Source organism: Micromonospora sp. LOL_014 (assembly GCF_048060245.1).
GTDB lineage: Bacteria > Actinomycetota > Actinomycetes > Mycobacteriales > Micromonosporaceae > Micromonospora_E.
This window is the reverse complement of the sequence record NZ_JBHMIP010000018.1, coordinates 61888-81076: the sequence shown is the minus strand read 5'-3', so window position 1 is coordinate 81076 and position 19189 is coordinate 61888. Positions and strand designations below refer to the sequence as shown.

At 71.6% G+C, this 19189-nt stretch carries 16 protein-coding genes; 14 read left to right on the top strand and 2 right to left on the bottom strand.

Annotated features, from left to right (window positions below; all coding sequences use genetic code 11):
* Nucleotides 1-13: 13 nt before the first annotated feature.
* From ACFHW1_RS17175 to ACFHW1_RS17110, 14 genes are all read left to right on the top strand, one after another.
* A complete protein-coding gene (locus tag ACFHW1_RS17175) occupies nucleotides 14-1159 on the top strand; it encodes a glycosyltransferase family 4 protein (protein ID WP_416590947.1) in 1146 nt (381 codons plus the stop codon).
* A 61-nt stretch (nucleotides 1160-1220) separates the two neighbouring features.
* A complete protein-coding gene (gene rph, locus ACFHW1_RS17170; RefSeq protein WP_416554686.1) occupies nucleotides 1221-1949 on the top strand; it encodes a ribonuclease PH in 729 nt (242 codons plus the stop codon).
* Nucleotides 1946-2575: an RdgB/HAM1 family non-canonical purine NTP pyrophosphatase gene (gene rdgB, locus ACFHW1_RS17165; protein ID WP_416615714.1), complete on the top strand. Its 630-nt coding sequence runs from the start codon at nucleotides 1946-1948 to the stop codon at nucleotides 2573-2575. The genes rph and rdgB overlap by 4 nt, the downstream gene beginning before the upstream one ends.
* Nucleotides 2576-2697: 122 nt before the next feature.
* Nucleotides 2698-4422 carry a glycoside hydrolase family 26 protein gene (locus ACFHW1_RS17160; RefSeq protein WP_416590945.1) on the top strand — a complete coding sequence of 575 codons (1725 nt, stop codon included), beginning with the start codon at nucleotides 2698-2700 and terminating at the stop codon, nucleotides 4420-4422.
* Nucleotides 4423-4604: 182 nt separating this feature from the next.
* Entirely contained in the window at nucleotides 4605-6542 is a 1938-nt protein-coding gene (locus ACFHW1_RS17155) for a hypothetical protein (protein ID WP_416554793.1), read from the top strand.
* 111 nt (nucleotides 6543-6653) lie between these two features.
* Entirely contained in the window at nucleotides 6654-7202 is a 549-nt protein-coding gene (locus ACFHW1_RS17150; RefSeq protein ID WP_416590944.1) for an acyltransferase, read from the top strand.
* Nucleotides 7195-8880 carry a lipopolysaccharide biosynthesis protein gene (locus ACFHW1_RS17145; protein ID WP_416615713.1) on the top strand — a complete coding sequence of 562 codons (1686 nt, stop codon included), beginning with the start codon at nucleotides 7195-7197 and terminating at the stop codon, nucleotides 8878-8880. The genes ACFHW1_RS17150 and ACFHW1_RS17145 overlap by 8 nt, the downstream gene beginning before the upstream one ends.
* A 46-nt stretch (nucleotides 8881-8926) precedes the next feature.
* Nucleotides 8927-10171, top strand: coding sequence for an O-antigen ligase family protein (locus ACFHW1_RS17140; RefSeq protein WP_416554791.1), 1245 nt, complete (start codon nucleotides 8927-8929; stop codon nucleotides 10169-10171).
* A complete protein-coding gene (locus tag ACFHW1_RS17135; RefSeq protein WP_416554678.1) occupies nucleotides 10168-11667 on the top strand; it encodes a lipopolysaccharide biosynthesis protein in 1500 nt (499 codons plus the stop codon). The genes ACFHW1_RS17140 and ACFHW1_RS17135 overlap by 4 nt, the downstream gene beginning before the upstream one ends.
* 7 nt (nucleotides 11668-11674) lie before the next feature.
* A complete protein-coding gene (locus ACFHW1_RS17130) occupies nucleotides 11675-12577 on the top strand; it encodes a sulfotransferase domain-containing protein (protein WP_416554676.1) in 903 nt (300 codons plus the stop codon).
* Nucleotides 12574-13881 (top strand): hypothetical protein, encoded by a 1308-nt coding sequence (locus tag ACFHW1_RS17125; RefSeq protein ID WP_416554674.1) that lies wholly within the window; start codon nucleotides 12574-12576, stop codon nucleotides 13879-13881. The genes ACFHW1_RS17130 and ACFHW1_RS17125 overlap by 4 nt, the downstream gene beginning before the upstream one ends.
* A 377-nt stretch (nucleotides 13882-14258) precedes the next feature.
* Nucleotides 14259-14729, top strand: coding sequence for a UDP-N-acetylglucosamine--LPS N-acetylglucosamine transferase (locus ACFHW1_RS17120; RefSeq protein WP_416615712.1), 471 nt, complete (start codon nucleotides 14259-14261; stop codon nucleotides 14727-14729).
* 88 nt (nucleotides 14730-14817) lie between these two features.
* Nucleotides 14818-15426: a glycosyltransferase gene (locus ACFHW1_RS17115; RefSeq protein ID WP_416554789.1), complete on the top strand. Its 609-nt coding sequence runs from the start codon at nucleotides 14818-14820 to the stop codon at nucleotides 15424-15426.
* Entirely contained in the window at nucleotides 15423-16346 is a 924-nt protein-coding gene (locus ACFHW1_RS17110) for a glycosyltransferase family 2 protein (RefSeq protein ID WP_416554670.1), read from the top strand. The genes ACFHW1_RS17115 and ACFHW1_RS17110 overlap by 4 nt, the downstream gene beginning before the upstream one ends.
* Before the next feature lie 120 nt (nucleotides 16347-16466).
* Here ACFHW1_RS17110 and hutH read toward each other — a convergent pair whose 3' ends face one another.
* Nucleotides 16467-18008 (bottom strand): histidine ammonia-lyase, encoded by a 1542-nt coding sequence (hutH, locus tag ACFHW1_RS17105; RefSeq protein WP_416554668.1) that lies wholly within the window; start codon nucleotides 18006-18008, stop codon nucleotides 16467-16469.
* Complete coding sequence (gene hutI, locus ACFHW1_RS17100) at nucleotides 17996-19174, bottom strand: imidazolonepropionase (protein WP_416554787.1); 1179 nt, start codon at nucleotides 19172-19174, stop codon at nucleotides 17996-17998. Before hutI ends, hutH begins: the two co-directional genes overlap by 13 nt.
* Nucleotides 19175-19189 lie beyond the last annotated feature (15 nt).

Below are 19189 nucleotides of genomic sequence, written 5' to 3'. Positions count from 1 at the left end.
GACCGTGACACCCATGCGCGTCGCGATCGTCACCGAGTCCTTCCCGCCGGACCTCAACGGGGTGGCGCACTCCGTGGTGCGGGTCGCCGAACACCTGGTCGCCCGCGGGCACGAGCCGTTGGTCGTCGCACCGGCGCCGGCTGCGGCCGAGCGGGCGGAGGTCCACGTCCACCCGTACCCGGTGGTCCGGGTGCCGAGCCTGCCGGTGCCGCTCTACCGCAGTTTCCGGCTCGGCCTGCCGAGCCGCCGGCTCACCGAGGTGCTGGCCGACCACGCCCCGGACGTCGTACACCTGGCCAGCCCGTTCGTGCTCGGCGCGCGGGGACTGACGGTGGCCCGCCGGTTGCGGCTACCCACCCTGGCGGTCTACCAGACCGACGTGGCCGCCTACGCCCGCGCGTACCACCTGGGGTGGAGTGCGGCGACGGTATGGCGCTGGCTGCGCGAGATCCACAACGCTGCGGACCGCACCCTGGCGCCGTCGACCGCTGCGGCCGTCGACCTGACCGCCAACGGCATCGACCGGGTACGCATCTGGGGCCGCGGCATCGACCCGGTCCGGTTCGCCCCGGCCCACCGCTGCGAACCGACCCGCCGCGAGCTGGCCCCCGGCGGTGAGACGCTGGTCGGTTACGTCGGCCGGCTCGCCGCCGAGAAGCGGGTGGACCTGCTCGCCGAGACCAGCCGGCTGCCGGGCGTACGGGTCGTGGTGGTGGGTGACGGACCGGCCCGCAAGGAGTTGGAGCGCGCCCTGCCGGCGGTCCGCTTCCTCGGCGCCCGGCACGGCCGGGACCTGGCCCGGCTGTACGCCAGCTTCGACGTGTTCACCCACACCGGTCCGCACGAGACGTTCGGTCAGACCGTGCAGGAGGCGCAGGCCAGCGGCGTACCGGTGGTGGCGCCGGCCGCCGGCGGGCCGGTGGACCTGGTCACGCCCGGGGTGACCGGGCTGCTGGTGCCACCCGGTGATCAGACGGCGCTCGCCGGGGCGGTCGCCGGGCTGGTCGCCGACCCGGCCCGTCGGGCCCGGTACGGACGGGCCGCGCGGGCCGCGGTCGCCGGCCGCACCTGGGCGGCGATCGGCGACGAGCTGATCGAGCACTACCGCGCCGTGCTGGACGTACCCGGCGTCGTGGCCCGCCTGCCGGTCGCCGCCTGAGCGGACCGGTCCGGTGTGACCCGGACGGGGCCCGCAGCGGCGCGGCACATAGGCTCTGCACATGGCACGACCCGACGGACGCACCCACGCTCAGCTACGACCGGTGACCCTGACCCGCAACTGGAGCATGCACCCGGAAGGGTCGGTGCTGGTTGAGTTCGGGCAGACCAAGGTGCTCTGCACCGCGAGCGTCACCGAGGGGGTGCCCCGCTGGCGGAAAGGGTCCGGACTGGGCTGGGTGACGGCCGAGTACGCCATGCTGCCGCGGGCGACCACCACCCGGTCGGACCGGGAGAGCGTCAAGGGTCGGCTGGGCGGCCGGACCCACGAGATCTCCCGGCTGATCGGGCGCAGCCTGCGCGCCGCCGTCGACCTGAAGGCGCTCGGGGAGAATTCGATCGTGCTGGACTGCGACGTGCTGCAGGCCGACGGCGGCACCCGGACCGCCGCGATCACCGGCGGTTACGTCGCGTTGAACGACGCGGTCAGCTGGTTGGCCGACCGCAAGGCGCTCAGCGGCAAGCCGGACCGGGTGATGCGGCGCTCGATCGCGGCGGTCAGCGTCGGCGTGATCGCCGGCGAACCGCGGCTGGATCTGTGTTATCTGGAGGACGTCGCGGCCGACGTGGACATGAACGTGGTCTGCACCGGCGACGGGGACTTCGTCGAGGTGCAGGGCACCGGCGAGGCGGCGGTGTTCGGCCGGGACCAGCTCGACGCCATGCTCGACCTGGCGGTCGCCGGTTGCGCCGAGCTGACCGCCGCGCAGCGTAGGGTGCTGGACCGGTGAGCGCGGCACCGGCCGGGCGTACCCGGCTGCTGCTCGCCACCCGCAACGGCAAGAAGCTGACCGAGCTGCAGCGGATCCTGGACACCTCGCTCGGTGCCCACCGGGTCGAACTGGTCGGGCTGGCCGACCTGGAGCCCTACCCGGAGGTGCCCGAGTCCGGTCTCACCTTCGGCGAGAACGCGCTGCTCAAAGCCAGGGAAGGCTGCCGGTACACCGGGCTGCCGACGGTCGCCGACGATTCCGGGCTGGCCGTCGACGCGCTGGGTGGGATGCCCGGAGTGTTCAGTGCCCGGTGGTCCGGCCGGCACGGTGCCGACCTCGCCAACCTGAATCTGGTGCTGGCCCAGCTCGCCGACGTGCCGGACGAACACCGGGCGGCGTCGTTCGTCTGCGCTGCGGCCCTGGTGCTGCCCGGCGGCAAGGAACACCTGGTCGAAGGACGCCAGTCCGGCCGGCTGTTGTGCGCCGGTCGCGGCGACGGTGGCTTCGGTTACGACCCGATCTTTCTCGGTGACGGTCAGGAACGGACCAACGCCGAGCTCAGCCCGGCCGAGAAGGACGCGATCAGCCACCGTGGCAAGGCATTCCGGTTGATGGCAAAGGTCGTCGCGAAGACCGTCGGATGACGCCGGTAGATTTAATTAGTGCTTAGATCTCTGGTTACGCGGCGTACATCTGAGCTCACCCCCGTTAGGCTCGCGCGGCAAGCTCATGCCACAGGGGGGCTGTTTTCTTGAGTAGACACAGATTGAGCGACGCCATCGCGCGTACCGGGTCCGGCCGCCGCCGGCTCATCGTCGGCGGCGTGAGCGCCGCGCTGCTGGCCGGCATGGTGGTCACCGCTCTGCCGTTGCTCGCCGACGACGAGGTCACCGTGCCGGCCACCGCGGACACCACCGCCACCGACGTGCCGCAGGACGGTGACAACGGGGCGAAGACCACCCTGGCCACCTGTCCCGCGCTCTGCGAACGCAACCCGCGGGGGGCCCGGGACGCGATCGTCGAGTTCACCGTCGACCAACTGCCGAAGGCCGTCCGCAACCTGCGGGTCCGTCTGCAGTTGTACTCCTGGCAGGACCTGAACGCGCAGGTCACCGCGTACCGGACCGCAGTGGACGCCCGTCAGCCGCGGCCGTCGCTGGCCGGGGCGGACGGGATCGCCCGGACCGTCGACCGGGCACTCGCGACGCTGCCGACGGTCCGCAAGGGCTACAACGAGTGGGACGTGTCCGCGCAGGTCGCCGGCAACGGCACCTACACGTTCGCGCTGCGCCAGACCGGGCTGAACCAGCGCGTCTACTGGCCGTCGGTCGAGTACCGCGACCAGTCAATCCGACCCCGGCTGGTGATCAGCTACGAATCGGCGGCGGACGCGCCCAGCACTCCGCCACCGGCAGCGGCGCCCACTCCGTCCGCGCCGCCGAGCGCGCCGGTGCCGACCACCGCGGCCCCGTCGGCGTCCGCATCGGCGTCCGCTTCGCCGACCGTCGCGCCCAGCGCGTCGGCCAGCCCGCCGGCCTCCGGCGCCGGCTGCGGCTCGGTGTCGGACCTGCTGGTACCCGCCTGTGGCGCCTGGTGGGGGATGTACTCGCCGACCAGCGCCGCGAAGGGCTGGAACCACGGGGGTGCGGTCGCCGAGGTGGAGGCGCAGGTCGGGCGCAAGTTCGACATCGTGCACCGCTATCACGATTTCTCGAACGCCGGCAGCAACGGGGCGTTCCCTGACAAGTTCGAGCAGGAGCAGATGCGGGGCGGCCGGTTGATGTTCTTCGCCTGGGAGTCCCGGATCTTTTCCTCCGGCACCACGTTGAGCTGGCGGGACGTCTACAGCGGCCGGTACGACTCGGTGATCGACGACGTGGCCGGCCGGATCAAGGCGACCGGGGTGCCGGTGTTCATGGGCTTCGACCACGAGCCGGAGGACGAGCCGGCCAAGGGCAGCGATGCCGACTTCGTGCGGGCCTGGCGGCACGTGCACCAGCGCTTCGCAAAGGCCGGCGCGGACAACGCGGTCTGGGTTTGGGTGATGATGGGCTGGTCAGGCCATTACGACCGGTACGCCGACCTCTATCCCGGCGATGCCTATGTGGACTGGGTCGGCTACGATCCGTACAACTTCTACGCCTGCAACGGTGGCAAGACCTGGAAGGACCCGCACACCACGGTCGGTGGGTTCTACCGGTGGCTGGACGAGCACCGCATCGGCGTGGGCAAACCCCGGATGCTGGCCGAGTTCGGCAGCAACTTCCACCCGGACGACCCGGCGGCGAAGCAGCGGTGGTTCGAGCAGTTCCCGGCAGCGATCAAGGCGCATCCGAAGATCAAGGCGGTGGTCTACTTCAACTCCGCCGGATCGACGCGCACATCGGCCACCTGCAACATGACGATGAACCACAACCCGTCGGCGCTGGCCGGATTCACCAGGGCCGGCAAGGACTCCTACTTCCGGCAGCCGCTGCCGGGCCGGAGTTGACCTGGTAGAACGTTCAGCCAAGACTGGTAGAAACCCGATCGGCTGCCGTCCGATCGGTGGATGTCTGACCCGGCTGGGGTTGGCGCACGCTGTCTGAGACAATTTCCCATCTGGAGGGAAGCGTGAACCAATCCCAGCCTGGCTGGCGTCTGTCCAGCGGCCGTCGCGTGTGGGCATCGTCCCTGGTCGCGACTGCTGTAGTGCTGACACTGATCATCGACGCGACGGCTGCGGGTGCCGCCGTCGTCCCCACCCCGGCCCCGGCCACTCTGGTCTCGACCAACCCGGCGGACCACACCCCACATGCTCGCAACGGCGAGGCCCGAGCGTTCGCCGAGATCGGTGGCGTGATCTTCGTCGGTGGCACCTTCACCGAGATCCGGCCGACCAGCTCGGCGACCTGGCAGGCCCGGCCGTACCTGTTCGGCTACCAGCGGTCCACCGGTGCGCTGGTCGCCGGCTTCCAGCCCGACCTGGACGGTGCGGTGAACACCCTCGAGGTCACTCCGGCCGGTGAGCTGATCGTCGGCGGGGTCTTCCGCAACGTCAACGGAGAGGCCCGCCGCAATCTGGTCGCCCTCGACCCGGCGACCGGTGCCACGGTGTCCTCCTGGGAGGGCCGCTCCGACGGCGGAGTGGTCCGCGACATGGAGGTCAGCGGCGACTGGCTCTACATCGGTGGTGCGTTCAACTGGGTCAACGGCACCCAGCACGCCGGGCTCGCCCGGCTGGACGTGGACACCGGCGCGATCGATCCGACCTTCGATGTCGACATCGCGGTCGGCCGGCACGACGTGCCGCCGTACGTGTGGACGCTCGACGTCGCGCCCGACGGTGACACGCTGGTGTTCGGCGGCAATTTCCGCGAGGTCGAAGGCCTGACCCGGGAGCAGATCGCGATGGTCGACCTGACCGGCACCCCGGTCCTGGCCGACTGGGACAGCAACCATCGGTTCGCGCCGAGCTGCTCCTGGCGAACCTTCACCCACTACGTGCAGGACATCAGCTTCGGCGACGACAGCAGCTACTTCGTCGTCGGCACCAACGGTGGCTCGGGCTGGCCGGCCGCGTACTGCGATTCGCTGGCCCGGTACGAGACCGCCGACCGGGGCAGCGGCCTCGACGCCACCTGGCTCAACTTCACCGGCAACGACACCATCACCTCGGTGGTGGTCCGCGACGGCATCGCCTATACCGGTGGGCACTTTCGCTGGCTGAACAACCCGAACCGCAGCGACAACGCCGGCGACGGCGCGGTCGACCGGCTCGGCATCGGCGCGGTGACCGTGGCGACCGGGATGCCGGTCAACTGGAACCCGCGGCGCAGCGGCGGATCGGCGCTGCCGGCCGGCGCGAGCAGTTGGGGTTCCGCAGTACCGGTGCTCTGGTTCGGCTCCGACGGCCTCTACTTCGGCCACAACTCCGACGGCATGGGCAACGAGTACCACGGCCGGCTGGGCATGTTCCCCGACGCGGGCGGGCGGACCATCGTGTCGCGTAACCCACCGACCGACAGCACCGGTTACCTCTACCTGGCGGCCGCCAACGGCGACCTGACCAAGGTGCCGTTCGACGGGGCCACGCTTGGCGCGGCGACCATCACCAACCAGCCCAACCTGGTCGACGCCGGCGCGGTGTGGCGGGTGCACGACCGGATCTACTGGGCCCGCCCGGTCGCCGGCACCGAGACCGGCAGCCGGCTGGACATCTCGATGTTCAACGGCAGCAGCGTCGGCGGTCCGTGGGAGAGCTCGGGCTATAACTCCTGGTTCGACGCGTTGTCGCTGAACGCGGCGTTTTACCTGGACGGCCGGCTCTACTACACCCGCGCCGGCAGCGGTAACAACCAGCTGTTCTACCGGTACTTCGAACTCGACGGCAACTATCTCGGCGCCACCGAATTCACCGTGCCGACCGACGGCGTCACCTGGAGTTCGGTCCGTGGCATGGCCTGGGTGGCCGGCAGCATCGTGTTCGGCTCGTCCGACGGGCGGCTGCGAGCGGTGCCGTTCGATCCGACCGCCGACGTCGCCGTGGCCGGCACCTCGGTGACCGTGCTGGCCGAGCCCGACCCGGCGCTCGACTGGACCAACCGGTCGATGTTCTTCGCGGCCGAGTGACCTGGCGGTAGACCGCCCGGTGACCAGAGGTGGGCCGGCGGCAGCACCGAGGCTGCCGGCCCACCGGCCATTTTGTATGGTGAGGCATCGTTGCACAGGGGAGGCGGACCGGTGGGGTCGAGCACACGTCGGCACGGCGCGTTGCTGCGGGTGTTGTTCGCCGTCAAACGGACCTACTACCAGCTGCGCTATCCCCGGCTGCGGCTCGGCCGGGACGTCGAGATCCGGGGCCGGGTCCGGCTGCGCAGAGGGGTACGGGTGACGATCGGCGACCGGACCCGGCTCAACAAGCTGGTCCGCTTCGCCGGCACGGGTGAGGTCACCGTCGGTGCCGACTGCCTGCTCAATGCCACCTGGATCGGTAGTTGGACCAGCGTTGAGGTCGGCGACCGCTGTCTGCTGTCCGACTGCGAGCTGATGGACAACGACTTCCACAATCTCCCGCCGCAGCTGCGGCACGTACCGCCCGGCCCGGCGACCCGGGCACCGATTGTCGTCGGGGACAACGTCTGGATCGGGGCGCACGTCCTGGTGATGAAGGGCGTCCGGATCGGCCACGACAGCGTCGTCGGTGCCGGCACGGTGGTTCGCGTCGACGTACCTGACCGGGTCGTCGTGATCGGCAATCCGCAGCAGATTGTGAAGAAGTTCGATGAGTGACCAGCCAGCCCGGACCGTGACCCTCACCGACCTGCTGCGGATTCCGAGTCTGCGGTGGATGACGGTCGTCGCGGGTGCCGCGACCGGCCTGCTGTTGGCGATCGGCTACCTGGTGGTGGCCCCACCCGCGGCCTCGGCCACCGCGGTCGTCGCGGTCCGGCCGGTGGTCACCGACGCCTTCACCTATCCCGGGGCCGGTGCCGACCGTTCGGTCAACATGAACGTCGAGAGTGGCATCGCGGCCAGCACCGAGGTACTCTCCCGGATCGCCGAGGCCCGGTCTTCCGACGTCGTGGAGGTCCGCCGGGCGCTGGAGATCGAGGTCCCCACCGGCGGCCAGATTCTACGGTTCACCTACTCGACCGGCACGGTCGACGACGCAGTCGACACCGTGAACCTGGCGGCCGCCACCTACCTGCAGGTCCGCCAGGAGATGTACGAGCAGCAGCGGACCGACATGCTGGCCTCCTACGACGAGAGCATTGTCAAGGTCGCGGAGCAGCAGGACGCGGCGCAGAGTCGGCTCGCCAACGCGAACAGCACCCCGGCGGCCGACGCCGCGCTGGCCGAGTTCGGCTCGCTGAGCAATCAGCTGACCGAGCTCAACGCGGCCCGTACCGAGATCGCCGCGATCGACGTCACGCCCGGCTGGATCACCCAAAGTGCCCAGCAGCAGCTGTCCACCGACGGTCCGCCCGGGATCCTGTACCTGGTGGCCGGTCTGCTGGTCGGCGCGGTGCTCGGGGTGCTGCTGACCTACCTGCGGGAGTCGGTGGACCGGCGGATCCGCAGCGAGGCGGAGGCCAGCGAGGTCGCCGGGCTGCCACTGCTGGGCACCGTACGCCGCCGCGGGTTGCGGGTTGACGCGCGTACCGTCGATGCCGACGTCCGGTACGTCGGCATGGCCATAGCCGAACAGCTCCGCCAGGCGGTCCGTACTCCGGTGGTGGTGATCTCGTCGCGGAACCGGGAGGACACCACCCCGATGACCGCGAGCCTCGCCGTCGCACTCGCCGCCGACGGGCAGGACGTCTACATCGGCGACGACAGCCACCGGGTGACCGCGCTGCGCGACGCGCTGCTCGCCGATCGGCGCCGGGTGCCGTCCGGGCCGTTCGTGCCGGCCCAGCCGGGTGGTACGGCCCCGGCCCAGCCGGGGGGTACGGCGCAGCGCCCCGGCGACAGCGGCGACCCGGAGAGCACCTTGATCTTCTCCCTGCCCAACGCCGACCAGGACCGTACGGTGATCCTGCCCCGGGTGACCGACACGGCGGACGCCCCGGCGGGTCCCGCACGGCGACCGTCGCCGCGGCCGACCGCCGGCACCGGGCAGTCCCGGCCGTCGACCGGGGACCGGTCGGCGGCCGGTGACGGTGGCCCGGTGGTAGCCACCATCCCGGTCCGTACGCTGCCGGCGGACGCGCTCACCGTCGGGGCCGGCATGGTCCGGATCGGCCTGTACGCCCAGGCACCGCGCGACGGGGAGATCGTGTTGTTCAACGCCCCACCGGCCGAGTCGGACGAGCGTGGCGTGCGGGAGGCGCGGACCGGCACCGCGATCGTCGTGGTCGAGCGGGACCGTACCCGGCTGGCCGACCTGCGTCGGTTGACCGACCGGTTGCGCGCCGCCGGGGCCGAGCCGCTCGGCTTCGTGCTCACCGGCAGCGGCCGTGGTTGACCAGGCCCGGCACCCCCCGGCGCTGCCGATCTGGCCGCTGTGGCTGATGTTCGGCCTGGTGCCGGTCTGGTGGCTCAGCGGGCTGTTCTACTTCGGCTGGCCGGTGCTCGGCGCGCTGCTGCTGATCGTCATGTTCGTCCGGGGGCGGATCCCGTTGCCCGCCGGCGCCGGACTCTGGCTGGCCTTCCTGGCTCTCGTGGTGGTCAGCGCCACCCAACTGGCCGACGTCGGCGCGCTGCTCACCTTCACCTTCCGGTTGTTGTTCTACGTTACCGCGATCGTCGTCTGCTGCTACGTGTACACGATGGCGCGGGAGCGGGACGCGTTGACGGTGGTGCTCGGCCCGCTGTGCGCGTTCTTCGTCGCCCTGGTGTTGCTCGGCTGGCTCGGCCTGCTGATGCCCCGGTTCGGCATGGTCACCCCGTTCGAACTGGTGCTACCGGGTGGGTTGTCCGGCAACCCGTTCATTCGGGACATGGTGCACGCCCAGGCGACCGAATACAGCGCCCGCTCGACCAATCCGATCTTCCGGCCGGCGGCCCCGTTCGCCTACACCAACACGTTCGGCAGCACGTTCGCCATCACCCTGCCGGCGGTGGTGGCCTGCCTGCTGCTCGGTGCCCGGGGGCCGGCCCGGGCGGTCCTGCTGGTCGCCCTGCCGTTGTCGCTGCCGCCGGCGTTCCTGACCCTCAACCGGGGCATGTTCCTCAGCCTCGGCGTCGGGCTGGCCGTGCTCGGCCTGCGGGCCGCGGCCCGGGGCAACGTCAAGGCGTTGGCGTCCATGCTCGGGATGCTGGCCGTCGGCGGGCTGGTCACCCTGTTCATCCCGATCGGCGAGCTGATCGAGCGCCGGGTGAGTGTCAGCGACACCAACACCGACCGGCTGTCGCTCTACCTGGAGGTGCTGCGCTGGGTCCAGCGGTCGCCGCTGCTCGGTTTCGGTGCGCCGGTGCAGGTCGACACGGTCACCGCCGACGCGCCGATCGGCACCCAGGGCCAACTGTGGGCGGTGCTGTTCAGCCACGGTATTCCGGCGTTGGTCTGCTTCATCGGCTGGTTCGTCATCGTCGGGCTCCGCTGCTGGCCGGTTCGGACGGCGGCCGCGCAGTGGCTCTCCGTCGTGCCACTGATCGGCCTGGTCCAACTGCCCTTCTACGGCCTGGTCAACCAGAACCTGACTGCGATCTTCTACGTCGCCGGGGTGGCGTTGGTGCTCGTCGACCGGGAACGTCCGGGTCGCCCGCCCAGTCAGCGTCCAACCCCGCAGCCTCTGGCCGGGGCTGCACGGTGACCGCCGCCACCGATCAGCGGGAGACCCGGCGTAGCGCCCGCAGCGGTGTCATCGGACTGGCCGGCGCGGCGGTCAGCGGGCTGTTCGGCTTCGTCCTGGCGGTGGTCATCACCCGCGGCTACGGGCCAACCGGCGCGGGCGCGTTCTTCGCCGCCGTCGGACTGCTCACCGTGGCCACTGCGGTCTGCACCCTGGGGGCCGAGACAGGACTGCTCTGGGCGTTGCCCCGGCGCCGTACCGGCGCCACCGGGGACGCCGCCCGGATGCTGCCGGTGGCGTTGCTGCCGCCGCTGGTGTTCGCCATCGTGGTGGCCGTCGTCGGGCTGCTGGTCGCCCCACAGCTCGCGGACGGCCTGTTCGACCGAGCGAGCACGGAGACCGTACGCCTGGTTCAGCTCTGCGCGGTCGGGTTGCCGGTGCTGGTCGCCACCGGCCTGATGCTCGCGGCCGTACGCGGGGTCCGACCGATCGGCGGCTACGTGGCGGTGCAGTTCTTCCTGCTGCCGATCGGCCGGCCGGTGCTGGTCGGCCTCGCCGCGCTGGCCAGCGGCGCAGTGCTGCTCGGGTTGGCCGGCTGGCTGGTGCCGGCGCTGGCCGCCCTGCTGGTCTGCGCCGGCCTGGTCGCCGGACCGCTCGGTCTGGGGCGTGGCGCCCGACTGCGGGCCGGGTCGGCGGACTGGCGTGGCTTCTGGCGGTTCGCGCTGCCGAGGGCCGGCTCGGCCGCCATCGACGCGGGCGGCATGTGGATCGGGGTGCTGCTGGCGGTGGTGCTGGCCGGGCAGGCCGAGGCGGGCATTTTCGGCGCGGTCGGTCGGTACATCCTGGCCGGGCAGCTCGCCCTGCAGGGGCTGCGGGTCGCGGTCGCGCCGCAGCTGTCCCGGCTGCTCGGCGCGGACCGGCCGGCCGAGGCGGCGGCGGTGCACCGGCAGACCACCAGCTGGGCGATCGTGCTCTCCTGGCCGGTCTATCTGCTGCTGGCGGTCTTCGCACCGGGTTTCCTGAGCATCTTCGGGCCGGAGTTCGCCGCCGGCGCTACGGCGATGACGGTGCTGGCGGTCGCGATGCTGGTGAACGTCGCGGTCGGAAACGTGCAGACGTTGCTGCTGATGAGTGGTCACAGCGGCCTGCACCTGGTGGCCACGCTGGTGAATCTGACGGCGACGGTGTCGTTGGCGTTCTGGCTGGTGCCCCGGCACGGGGTGCTCGGCATGGCGGTGGCCTGGGCCACCGGGATCGTGCTGGAGAACCTGATCGCGGCGACCGCCGCCCGGCTGGTGGTCGGGCAACCACTGGTGGACCGCCCGGTGTCGGTGGCGGCGGCGGCGACGTTGGCCGGTGTCGGGGCGGTCAGCGTGGTTGCGGTCGCTGCGGCCGGCCGGGACGCGGCCGGCCTCGGTACCGCGTTGGCTCTGGTCGGCGCGGTCGTGATCGTAATGTCGGCGCTGCCGGGTGTGCGGCGCCGGGTGTGGCGCAGCGTCAGACAGAGAGGTGGGTGAGACGGCCATGGCGTCCATCAGGGACCGCATCAAGCAGGCGGTACCGACCCAGGTGACCGACCGGGTACGCGAGTCGATGGTGCACTATGGAGTACGTACCAGTCACCGTCGCCCGCTGCCGGACTTTCTGATCATCGGCACGAAGCGCGGCGGCACCACGTCGCTGTGGAACTACCTGATCCAGCATCCGCTGGTGCCGCGGCTCTTCCCGGCCTGGAACACCAAGGCCACCCACTACTTCGAGGAGCACTGGTCGCGGGGGGAAGCGTGGTACCGGTCGCACTTTCCCACCGAGCGTCAGCGCGCCGCGCTGACCGCCCGGTACGGCGGCCCGGTCCGTGCCGGCGAGGCCGCTCCGCTGTACATGTTCCACCCGACGGCCGCCGAGCGGGTCCAGCAACTGCTGCCCCAGGTACGGCTGATCGTGCTGCTGCGCGATCCGGTCGAGCGGGCGTACTCGCACTGGAAGGAGCGGCGGACCGAGGGCAAGGAGCCGCTGGACTTCCCGCAGGCGTTGGCGAGCGAGCCGGAGCGGACCGCCGGTGAGCGCGACCGGCTGATCGTCGATCCGAACTACTTCTCCGAGCCGTACGACTGGTACACCTACCGGGCGCGTGGGCGCTACCTGGAGCATCTCGAGCCCTGGCTGGACCGGTTCGACCGCGCCCAGTTCCTCTTCCTGACCAGCGAGGAGTTCTACCGCGACACCCGGTCGGCCTATCTGCGTACCCTTGATTTCCTCGGCCTGCCCCGGCATGAGCTGCCGACGTTCAAGGTGTACAACGACCGCCGGTCGGCGCCGATGGACGACGCGTTGCGTGCCGAGCTGACCGCCTACTACCAGCCGCACAACGAGGCGCTGGCGCAGCGGCTGGGGTTGCGGCTGGACTGGGCCGGGGCGCCGCGATGACCGGCACCGACCCGCGTCGCCGCGACGACGGTCTTGGTTGGGTGACCCGGGCGGTCTTCCCGGACGAACGGGTGCGGCTGACGCTGCTGCCGGCCGGGGCGTCGCAGCCGGCGCTGGATCCAGCCGACCGGCTGCTGGCCCGGTACGCGGTGGTGCCGTCGCCGGCCCGGGCCCGGTTTCTGTTGCCGTTGGGGCCGCGTCGGGTGACCGCCGCCTCGGTCTGGGCGTACAACGCGCTGCGCCCGCTGCGGGTGCGGCTGCCCCGGGCGTTGCTCGGTCTGGCGGCCCGGACCGGGGTGCTGCAGGTGACCCGGCCGGCGGTGCTGACCGTGTCGGCCGGGCCGGGGTCAGCCGGGCAGCTGACCCTGGTCGACGATCTGGCGGCGCACTCCGGCGGGGCGCGCTGGTACGCGGCGATCGGAGTCCGTCCGCCGGACCCGAACCACAAGCCGACGGTGCAGCTGTTCGACGCGGCTGGCCGGCCGCGCGGCTACGCCAAGATCGGATGGAACGACGCCACCCGCGAACTGGTCCGTGCCGAGGCAGCCGCGTTGGCGGCGGTGGCGCCGGTAGCGGGGGTGGGTGAGTATCCGATGGTGCCGAGGTTGCTGGCCGCAGGCGAGTGGTCCGGTCAGGCGGTCACTGTCGTCGAGCCGCTGCCGGCCGACGTGCGAGGGGTCGGGGTGGGCGAGCCGCCGCAGGTCGCGGCGGTGCTGGCGGTCGCCCGGCGGGGTGGTGCGCCGGCCGCGCCGCGGCCGCTGGCCGGCTCGGCGTTCCTGGACCGCCTGCGCCGGTCGGCCGCCGCGGCCGCGGGTGACTCCGACGGTACGGCCGCCGACGCCGCGGCGGCAGGTGCACTGGATCCGCTGGCCGGACGCCGGCTGGCAGCGGCGGTGGAACGGCTTGCCGAGCGGTTCGAGCAGGTGCGGGTCGAGTTCGGTCACTGGCACGGTGACTGGGTGCCGTGGAATCTCGGCCGGTACGCCGGCCGGCTGGTCGCCTGGGACTGGGAGCACAGTGGCCCCGACGTACCGGTCGGCTTTGACCTGGCGCACGATGCCTTCCAGCGCAAACTGGTGCTCGACGGGGCTCCGGCGGCGAGCGCGGCGGCTGCTGTGGACGCCCAACTGCACCGGCTGGCCCCAGCGTTGGGTGTGGACGCCGAGCGGCGGCGGCTGATCGTCCAGAGTTACCTGATTGAGATGTGGCTACGGACCTGGCGGCTGGCGGCCGGCGGTGCCGGTTGGAATCCGGCGCTGCACCCGGCGCTGCTGGACGTGATCGAGCAGCGGTGCGCCGACTGACAGTCGCCCTGGATCGTCTCATATATTGAGACCCGCTTGTCGTGGGCCCGACGTCTGGATTGTCGATCACGTGATTGCCAGCTTGCCGGCGGTGGCGCCTGGGTCTGCTTGCCTACTAATCCTATCGAACGGATAGAAATACTTTCACATTCTTGGGCACGGATAGTAACTGCTTGTTGGAATGCTCGGTGGTCGTACGGTTTCGGTGTGTAGCTGCGAGCTGTGGTGATCGGGGATGTTGTCGCAGGTCAAGTGGATCGACGGGAAGGCGTCAAGCGACCCCCGCCAATTATCTTTCCGGCCGTGGTCGCATATATTGTCAATGCAAACAGTGGTTGGCCGGCTAGTGAACTCTGGGGGCATCTGTGGCCAACAACGTGCCTGACGTTGACAGTGCACCCACGCTCCTGCTCGTCGGCTCGAGCGGTGGTCACCTCGCGCAGTTGCTCGCGCTCGAGCCGTGGTACGTCAACCGAACCCGGTGCTGGGTGACCTTCGACACGCCGGACGCCACGTCGCTGTTGCGTGGCGAAGATGTCATGTGGGCGTACCATCCGACGACCCGGAACCTGCGGAACCTGGTCCGCAACGCCCGGCTCGCGGTGCGGATCTTCCGGCGGCGGCGGGTCGCCGCCGTAATCACCACCGGTGCCGGAGTGGCCTTTCCCTTCGTGTTCCTTGCCTGGTTGCGCGGGGTGCCGGCGATCTACATCGAGGTCTATGACCGCATCGACACGGCGACGCTCACCGCGCGGCTGTGTCGCCCTTTCCTGTCGGCGATGCTCGTGCAGTGGGAGGAGCAGCGGCGCCAGTACCCGGAGGCAACCGTCGTTGGCAACCTGCTATAACTGTGCGCATTTATGAATGACGATGACATGTCAACGTAACAAGAGTAGAAGTGGCCAGGTCAAGGAGTTGATCGTGGTGGAATCCGCGTTGTCGAACACCGGGCCGACCAGCGTCGCCGCACGAATCCCCCGGCAGCGCGTCGGGCCGCGTACCGGCACCATCCTGGTCGCCGTCGGGACCGACCGGCACCGGTTCGACCGGCTGATCGGCTGGCTGGAGGACTGGCACACCGCCGCGGACCGGGTCGAGCTGATCGTGCAGTACGGGCACAGCCAGGCACCGAAGCTGGCCGGGGCAGTCGACTTCCTCGACCACGACGCGCTGCAGCAGGCCATGCAGCGGGCCACCCTGGTGGTGTGCCACGGCGGCCCAGCGACCATCCTCGAAGCGCGTCGGCACCGGCACCTGCCGATCGTCGTACCGCGGGATCCCACTCTGGACGAGCACGTCGACGACCATCAGATGCTGTTCGCCCGCCGGCTGGCCGACGCCGGGCTGGTCCGGCTCTGCCAGTCGCGTACGGCGCTGTTCGAGGCGCTGGAGGACGGGCTGCGCGCCCCGGCGAGCTTCGGCGTCACCGCCGACGCCGGCACCGACGCGGCACGACTCGCGGCCGTCGCCCGGGTCGGCGAGATCATCGAAGGGTTGATCTCATCGGCGCATCCGCGCCGCGTGCTCAGCCGGCGGTCGCGGTGACCGCCGGCCGGACCCCGACGGTCAGCGTCGTGGTCCCCACCCGGGACCGGCCCGAGCTGCTGCGCGAGGCCATCACCGCGATCCGCGAGCAGGACTATCCGGGCGTCGTCGACGTGGTGGTGGTCTACGATCAGTCCACTCCGGACATCACGCTGGCCAGTGACGATCCGCACCGGACGGTCCGGGTGATCGGCAACGGCCGGACCGCCGGCCTGGCCGGCGCCCGCAACAGCGGCATCCTGGCCGCGACCGGCGAGCTGGTCGCGTTCTGTGACGACGACGACCGGTGGCTGCCCGGCAAGCTCGCCGCCCAGGTCGCCGAGCTGCTCGCCCACCCGGACGCCGAGTTCGTCAGCTGCGGTATCCAGGTCAGTTACGACGGCACCGTCAACGACCGGGTGCTCGACCTCGACAGCGTGTCGCTCGCCGCGCTGCTGCGCGACCGGATGACCGAGCTGCACCCGTCGACGTTCGTGATCCGGCGCGCCGCGCTGGTCGACGGATTCGGGCTGGTCGACGAGGAGATCCCGGGCAGCTACGCGGAGGACTACGAGTTCCTGCTCCGGGCCGCCCGCAGCGCCCCGCTGCGCAACCTGCGGACGCCGTACGTGCTGGTCCGCTGGCACAAACGGTCCTACTTCGCGCAGCGCTGGGACACCATCGCCACCGCCCTGCAGTGGCTGCTGGACCGCTACCCGGAGTTCGCCACCGAGCCGGCCGGCGAAGCCCGGGTCGCCGGTCAGATCGCCTTCGCCGAGGCCGCCGCCGGGCACCGCCGCGGGGCGATCCGCTGGGCCCGGCACACCCTGGCCCGCAACCCGCGCGAGCCGCGCGCCTACCTCGCCCTCGCCGTCGCCAGCCGGGCGGTACGGCCGGACCTGGTGCTCCGTACCCTGCACAAGCGCGGCCGAGGAATTTGATGACACGGCCTGGGCGCGCAGCGGCCTGCTGAGACGAGCGGGCATCGCTGTGCCTCCCGGCGCTCCGAGCGGATATCGGTGAAGGCGGGCCGGCAGGGCGTGACGGCGACACGCATCGGGTCAGCGCAGCGGGCCGATCCGGGCCTCGATCTCCGCCCGCAGCTCGGTGCCGGCCACCACCGCGCGCGTCGCCTCCAACGCCGGGGCCAGGAAGATGTCCGGCCCCGGCTGACCGGCGACCCCGCCGACCAGCTTCACCGCCGCCTGCCCAGCCGGCGACGGCCGCAGCGGGGCGCGCAGCTGCAGGCCGCGTACCGCCGCCAGCAGTTCCACCGCGAGTAGGCTGGTCAGGTTGTCCAGCACGGTACGTAGCTTGCGGGTCGCCGCCCAGCCCATCGAGACGTGGTCTTCCTGCATGCCGGAGGTGGGCACCGAGTCCACCGAGGCCGGTGCGGCCAGCCGGCGGTTCTCCGCGACGATGCCGGCCGCAGTGTACTGGGCGATCATCAGCCCGGAGTTGACCCCGGCGTCCGGGGACAGGAACGCCGGCAGGCCCCGGGACCGGTTCAGGTCCAGCAGCCGGTCCACCCGGCGTTCGCTGATCGACCCGACCTCGGCGGCCGCGATGGCCAGGAAGTCGGCGGCGAAGCCGAGCGGCGCGCCGTGGAAGTTGCCGGTCGACTCGACCCGCCCGTCCGGCAGCACCACCGGGTTGTCCACCACCGACCGCAGCTCCCGGCCGGCGACGGTGCCGGCGAACGCCAGGGTGTCCCGGGCCGCCCCGGCCACCTGCGGCGCGCACCGCATCGAGTACGCGTCCTGCACCGCGTGCAGCAGATCGTCGCGGTGCGAGTCCATCACCGCCGAGCCCTGCAACAGCCGGTGGATGTTGCCCGCCGACACGCCCTGACCGGGATGCGGCCGGATGGTGTGCAGGTCGGCCTGGAACGGCCGGTCCGAGCCGAGCATCGCCTCGATCGCCAGCGCGGCGGTGACGTCGGCCATGGTGAACAGGTGCCCGGCGTCCTCGACCGCCAGCAGCAGCATGCCGAGCATCCCGTCGGTGCCGTTGATCAGTGCCAGACCCTCCTTGGCGGCCAGCTCCACCGGGGCCAGCCCGGCCCGACGCAGCGCCGCCGCGCCGTCGACCCGGTCCCCGGTGTCCGGGTCCCGTACCCAGCCTCCACCCATCAGCACCAGCGCGCAGTGCGCCAACGGCGCCAGGTCACCGGAGGCACCGAGCGACCCGTGCTCCGGCACCCACGGGGTGATCCGATGGTTGAGCAGGTCCAGCAGCGCCTGCGCCAGCAGCGGCCGTACCCCGGAACGGCCCAGCGCCAGCGACCGCACCCGCAGCACCAGCATGGCCCGGACCACCTCGTCGGGCATCGGCGCGCCGATCCCGGCCGCGTGCGAGCGGATCAGCGCGTGCTGCAGCTCCGAACGCCGGTCCGGCGCGACAAAACTGCTGGCCAGCGCGCCGAAACCGGTGGAGACGCCGTACACCGGGCGGCCGTCGCGTTCGATCGACTCGACGATGTCCCGGCTGCGGGCCATCGCCGCGACCGCGCCGGGGCTCAGCTCGACCCGTGCCCCGTCCCGGGCCACCGCCCGCACCTGTGCGGCGGTCATCCCGTCCGGTTCGATCGTCACAGTGGACATGTCGGTACTCCGTCGTGCAGGACCTGATGGATCAGCGGCACCCCCGGCCGGTAGGCCAGGTGCAGATGGGACGGCGCGTCGAGCAGGAGCAGGTCGGCGCGGGCGCCCGGGCGCAGCACGCCGACGTCGGCGCGGCGCAGCGCCCGGGCACCACCGGCGGTCGCCGCCCAGACCGCCTCCGCCGGCGTCATCCCCATCTCCCGGACCGCCAGTGCCACACAGAACGGCATCGACGTGGTGTACGACGAACCCGGGTTGCAGTCGGTGGCCAACGCCACCGTCGCTCCCGCGTCGAGCAGCCGGCGGGCATCCGGGTACGCCGCCCGGGTGGAGAACTCCGCGCCCGGCAGCAGCGTCGCCACCGTCGCCGACCCGGCCAGCGCCGCCACGTCCGCGTCGGACAGATGAGTGCAGTGGTCGGCGCTGGCGGCCCCCGACTCCACCGCCACCGATACCCCAGGGCCGGGACCCAGCTGGTTGGCGTGCACCCGCAACCCCAGCCCGGCGGCGGCCCCGGCGGCCAGCACCGCGCGGGCCTGGTCGGCGTCGAACGCGCCGCGCTCACAGAACACATCCACCCAGCGGGCGTACGGGGCCGCGGCGGCCAGCATGTCGCCGGTGACCAGGTCGACGTAGTCGTCGGGGCGGTCCGCGTACTCGGCCGGCACCAGGTGGGCGCCGAGGAACGTCGTCTCGTCGGTGAACTCCGCCGCCACCCGCAACGACCGGGCCTCATCGGTGATGCTGAGCCCGTACCCGCTCTTGATCTCGATCGTGGTGCTGCCCTGCCGCAGCGCCTCACGGCGTAGTCGCCCGACGGTGCCGCGCAGCTCGTCGTCGCCGGCGGCGCGGGTCGCCGCCACCGTGGTCCGGATGCCGCCGCCGTCGTAGCGGACGCCGGCCATCCGGGCGGCGAACTCGCCCGCCCGGTCCCCGGCGAAGACCAGATGCGCGTGGCTGTCCACGAAGCCCGGCAGCCCGGCCCGGCCGCCCGCGTCCGACCGCCGGTCGGCGGCCGGCGCGTGCGCCCCGCGCCCCACCCAAACGATCCGGTCGCCGTCGACCAGCACCGCCGCGTCGGTCAGCAACCCCAGCGGGCCGCCGTCGTGGGTCGGATCGTTGGTGACCAGCTCCCCGATGCCGGTCACCAGCAGCGTGCCGCTCACCGGCAGCGTGCCGCT

What these genes read in the sequence shown, in the direction of transcription:
- hutH (WP_416554668.1), bottom strand. Translation starts at nt 18,008, where the DNA reads ATGTCCACTGTGACGATCGAACCGGACGGGATGACCGCCGCACAGGTG.
- ACFHW1_RS17140 (WP_416554791.1), top strand. Translation starts at nt 8,927, where the DNA reads ATGTTCGGCCTGGTGCCGGTCTGGTGGCTCAGCGGGCTGTTCTACTTC.
- rph (WP_416554686.1), top strand. Translation starts at nt 1,221, where the DNA reads ATGGCACGACCCGACGGACGCACCCACGCTCAGCTACGACCGGTGACC.
- ACFHW1_RS17145 (WP_416615713.1), top strand. Translation starts at nt 7,195, where the DNA reads ATGAGTGACCAGCCAGCCCGGACCGTGACCCTCACCGACCTGCTGCGG.
- ACFHW1_RS17130 (WP_416554676.1), top strand. Translation starts at nt 11,675, where the DNA reads ATGGCGTCCATCAGGGACCGCATCAAGCAGGCGGTACCGACCCAGGTG.
- ACFHW1_RS17175 (WP_416590947.1), top strand. Translation starts at nt 14, where the DNA reads ATGCGCGTCGCGATCGTCACCGAGTCCTTCCCGCCGGACCTCAACGGG.
- ACFHW1_RS17125 (WP_416554674.1), top strand. Translation starts at nt 12,574, where the DNA reads ATGACCGGCACCGACCCGCGTCGCCGCGACGACGGTCTTGGTTGGGTG.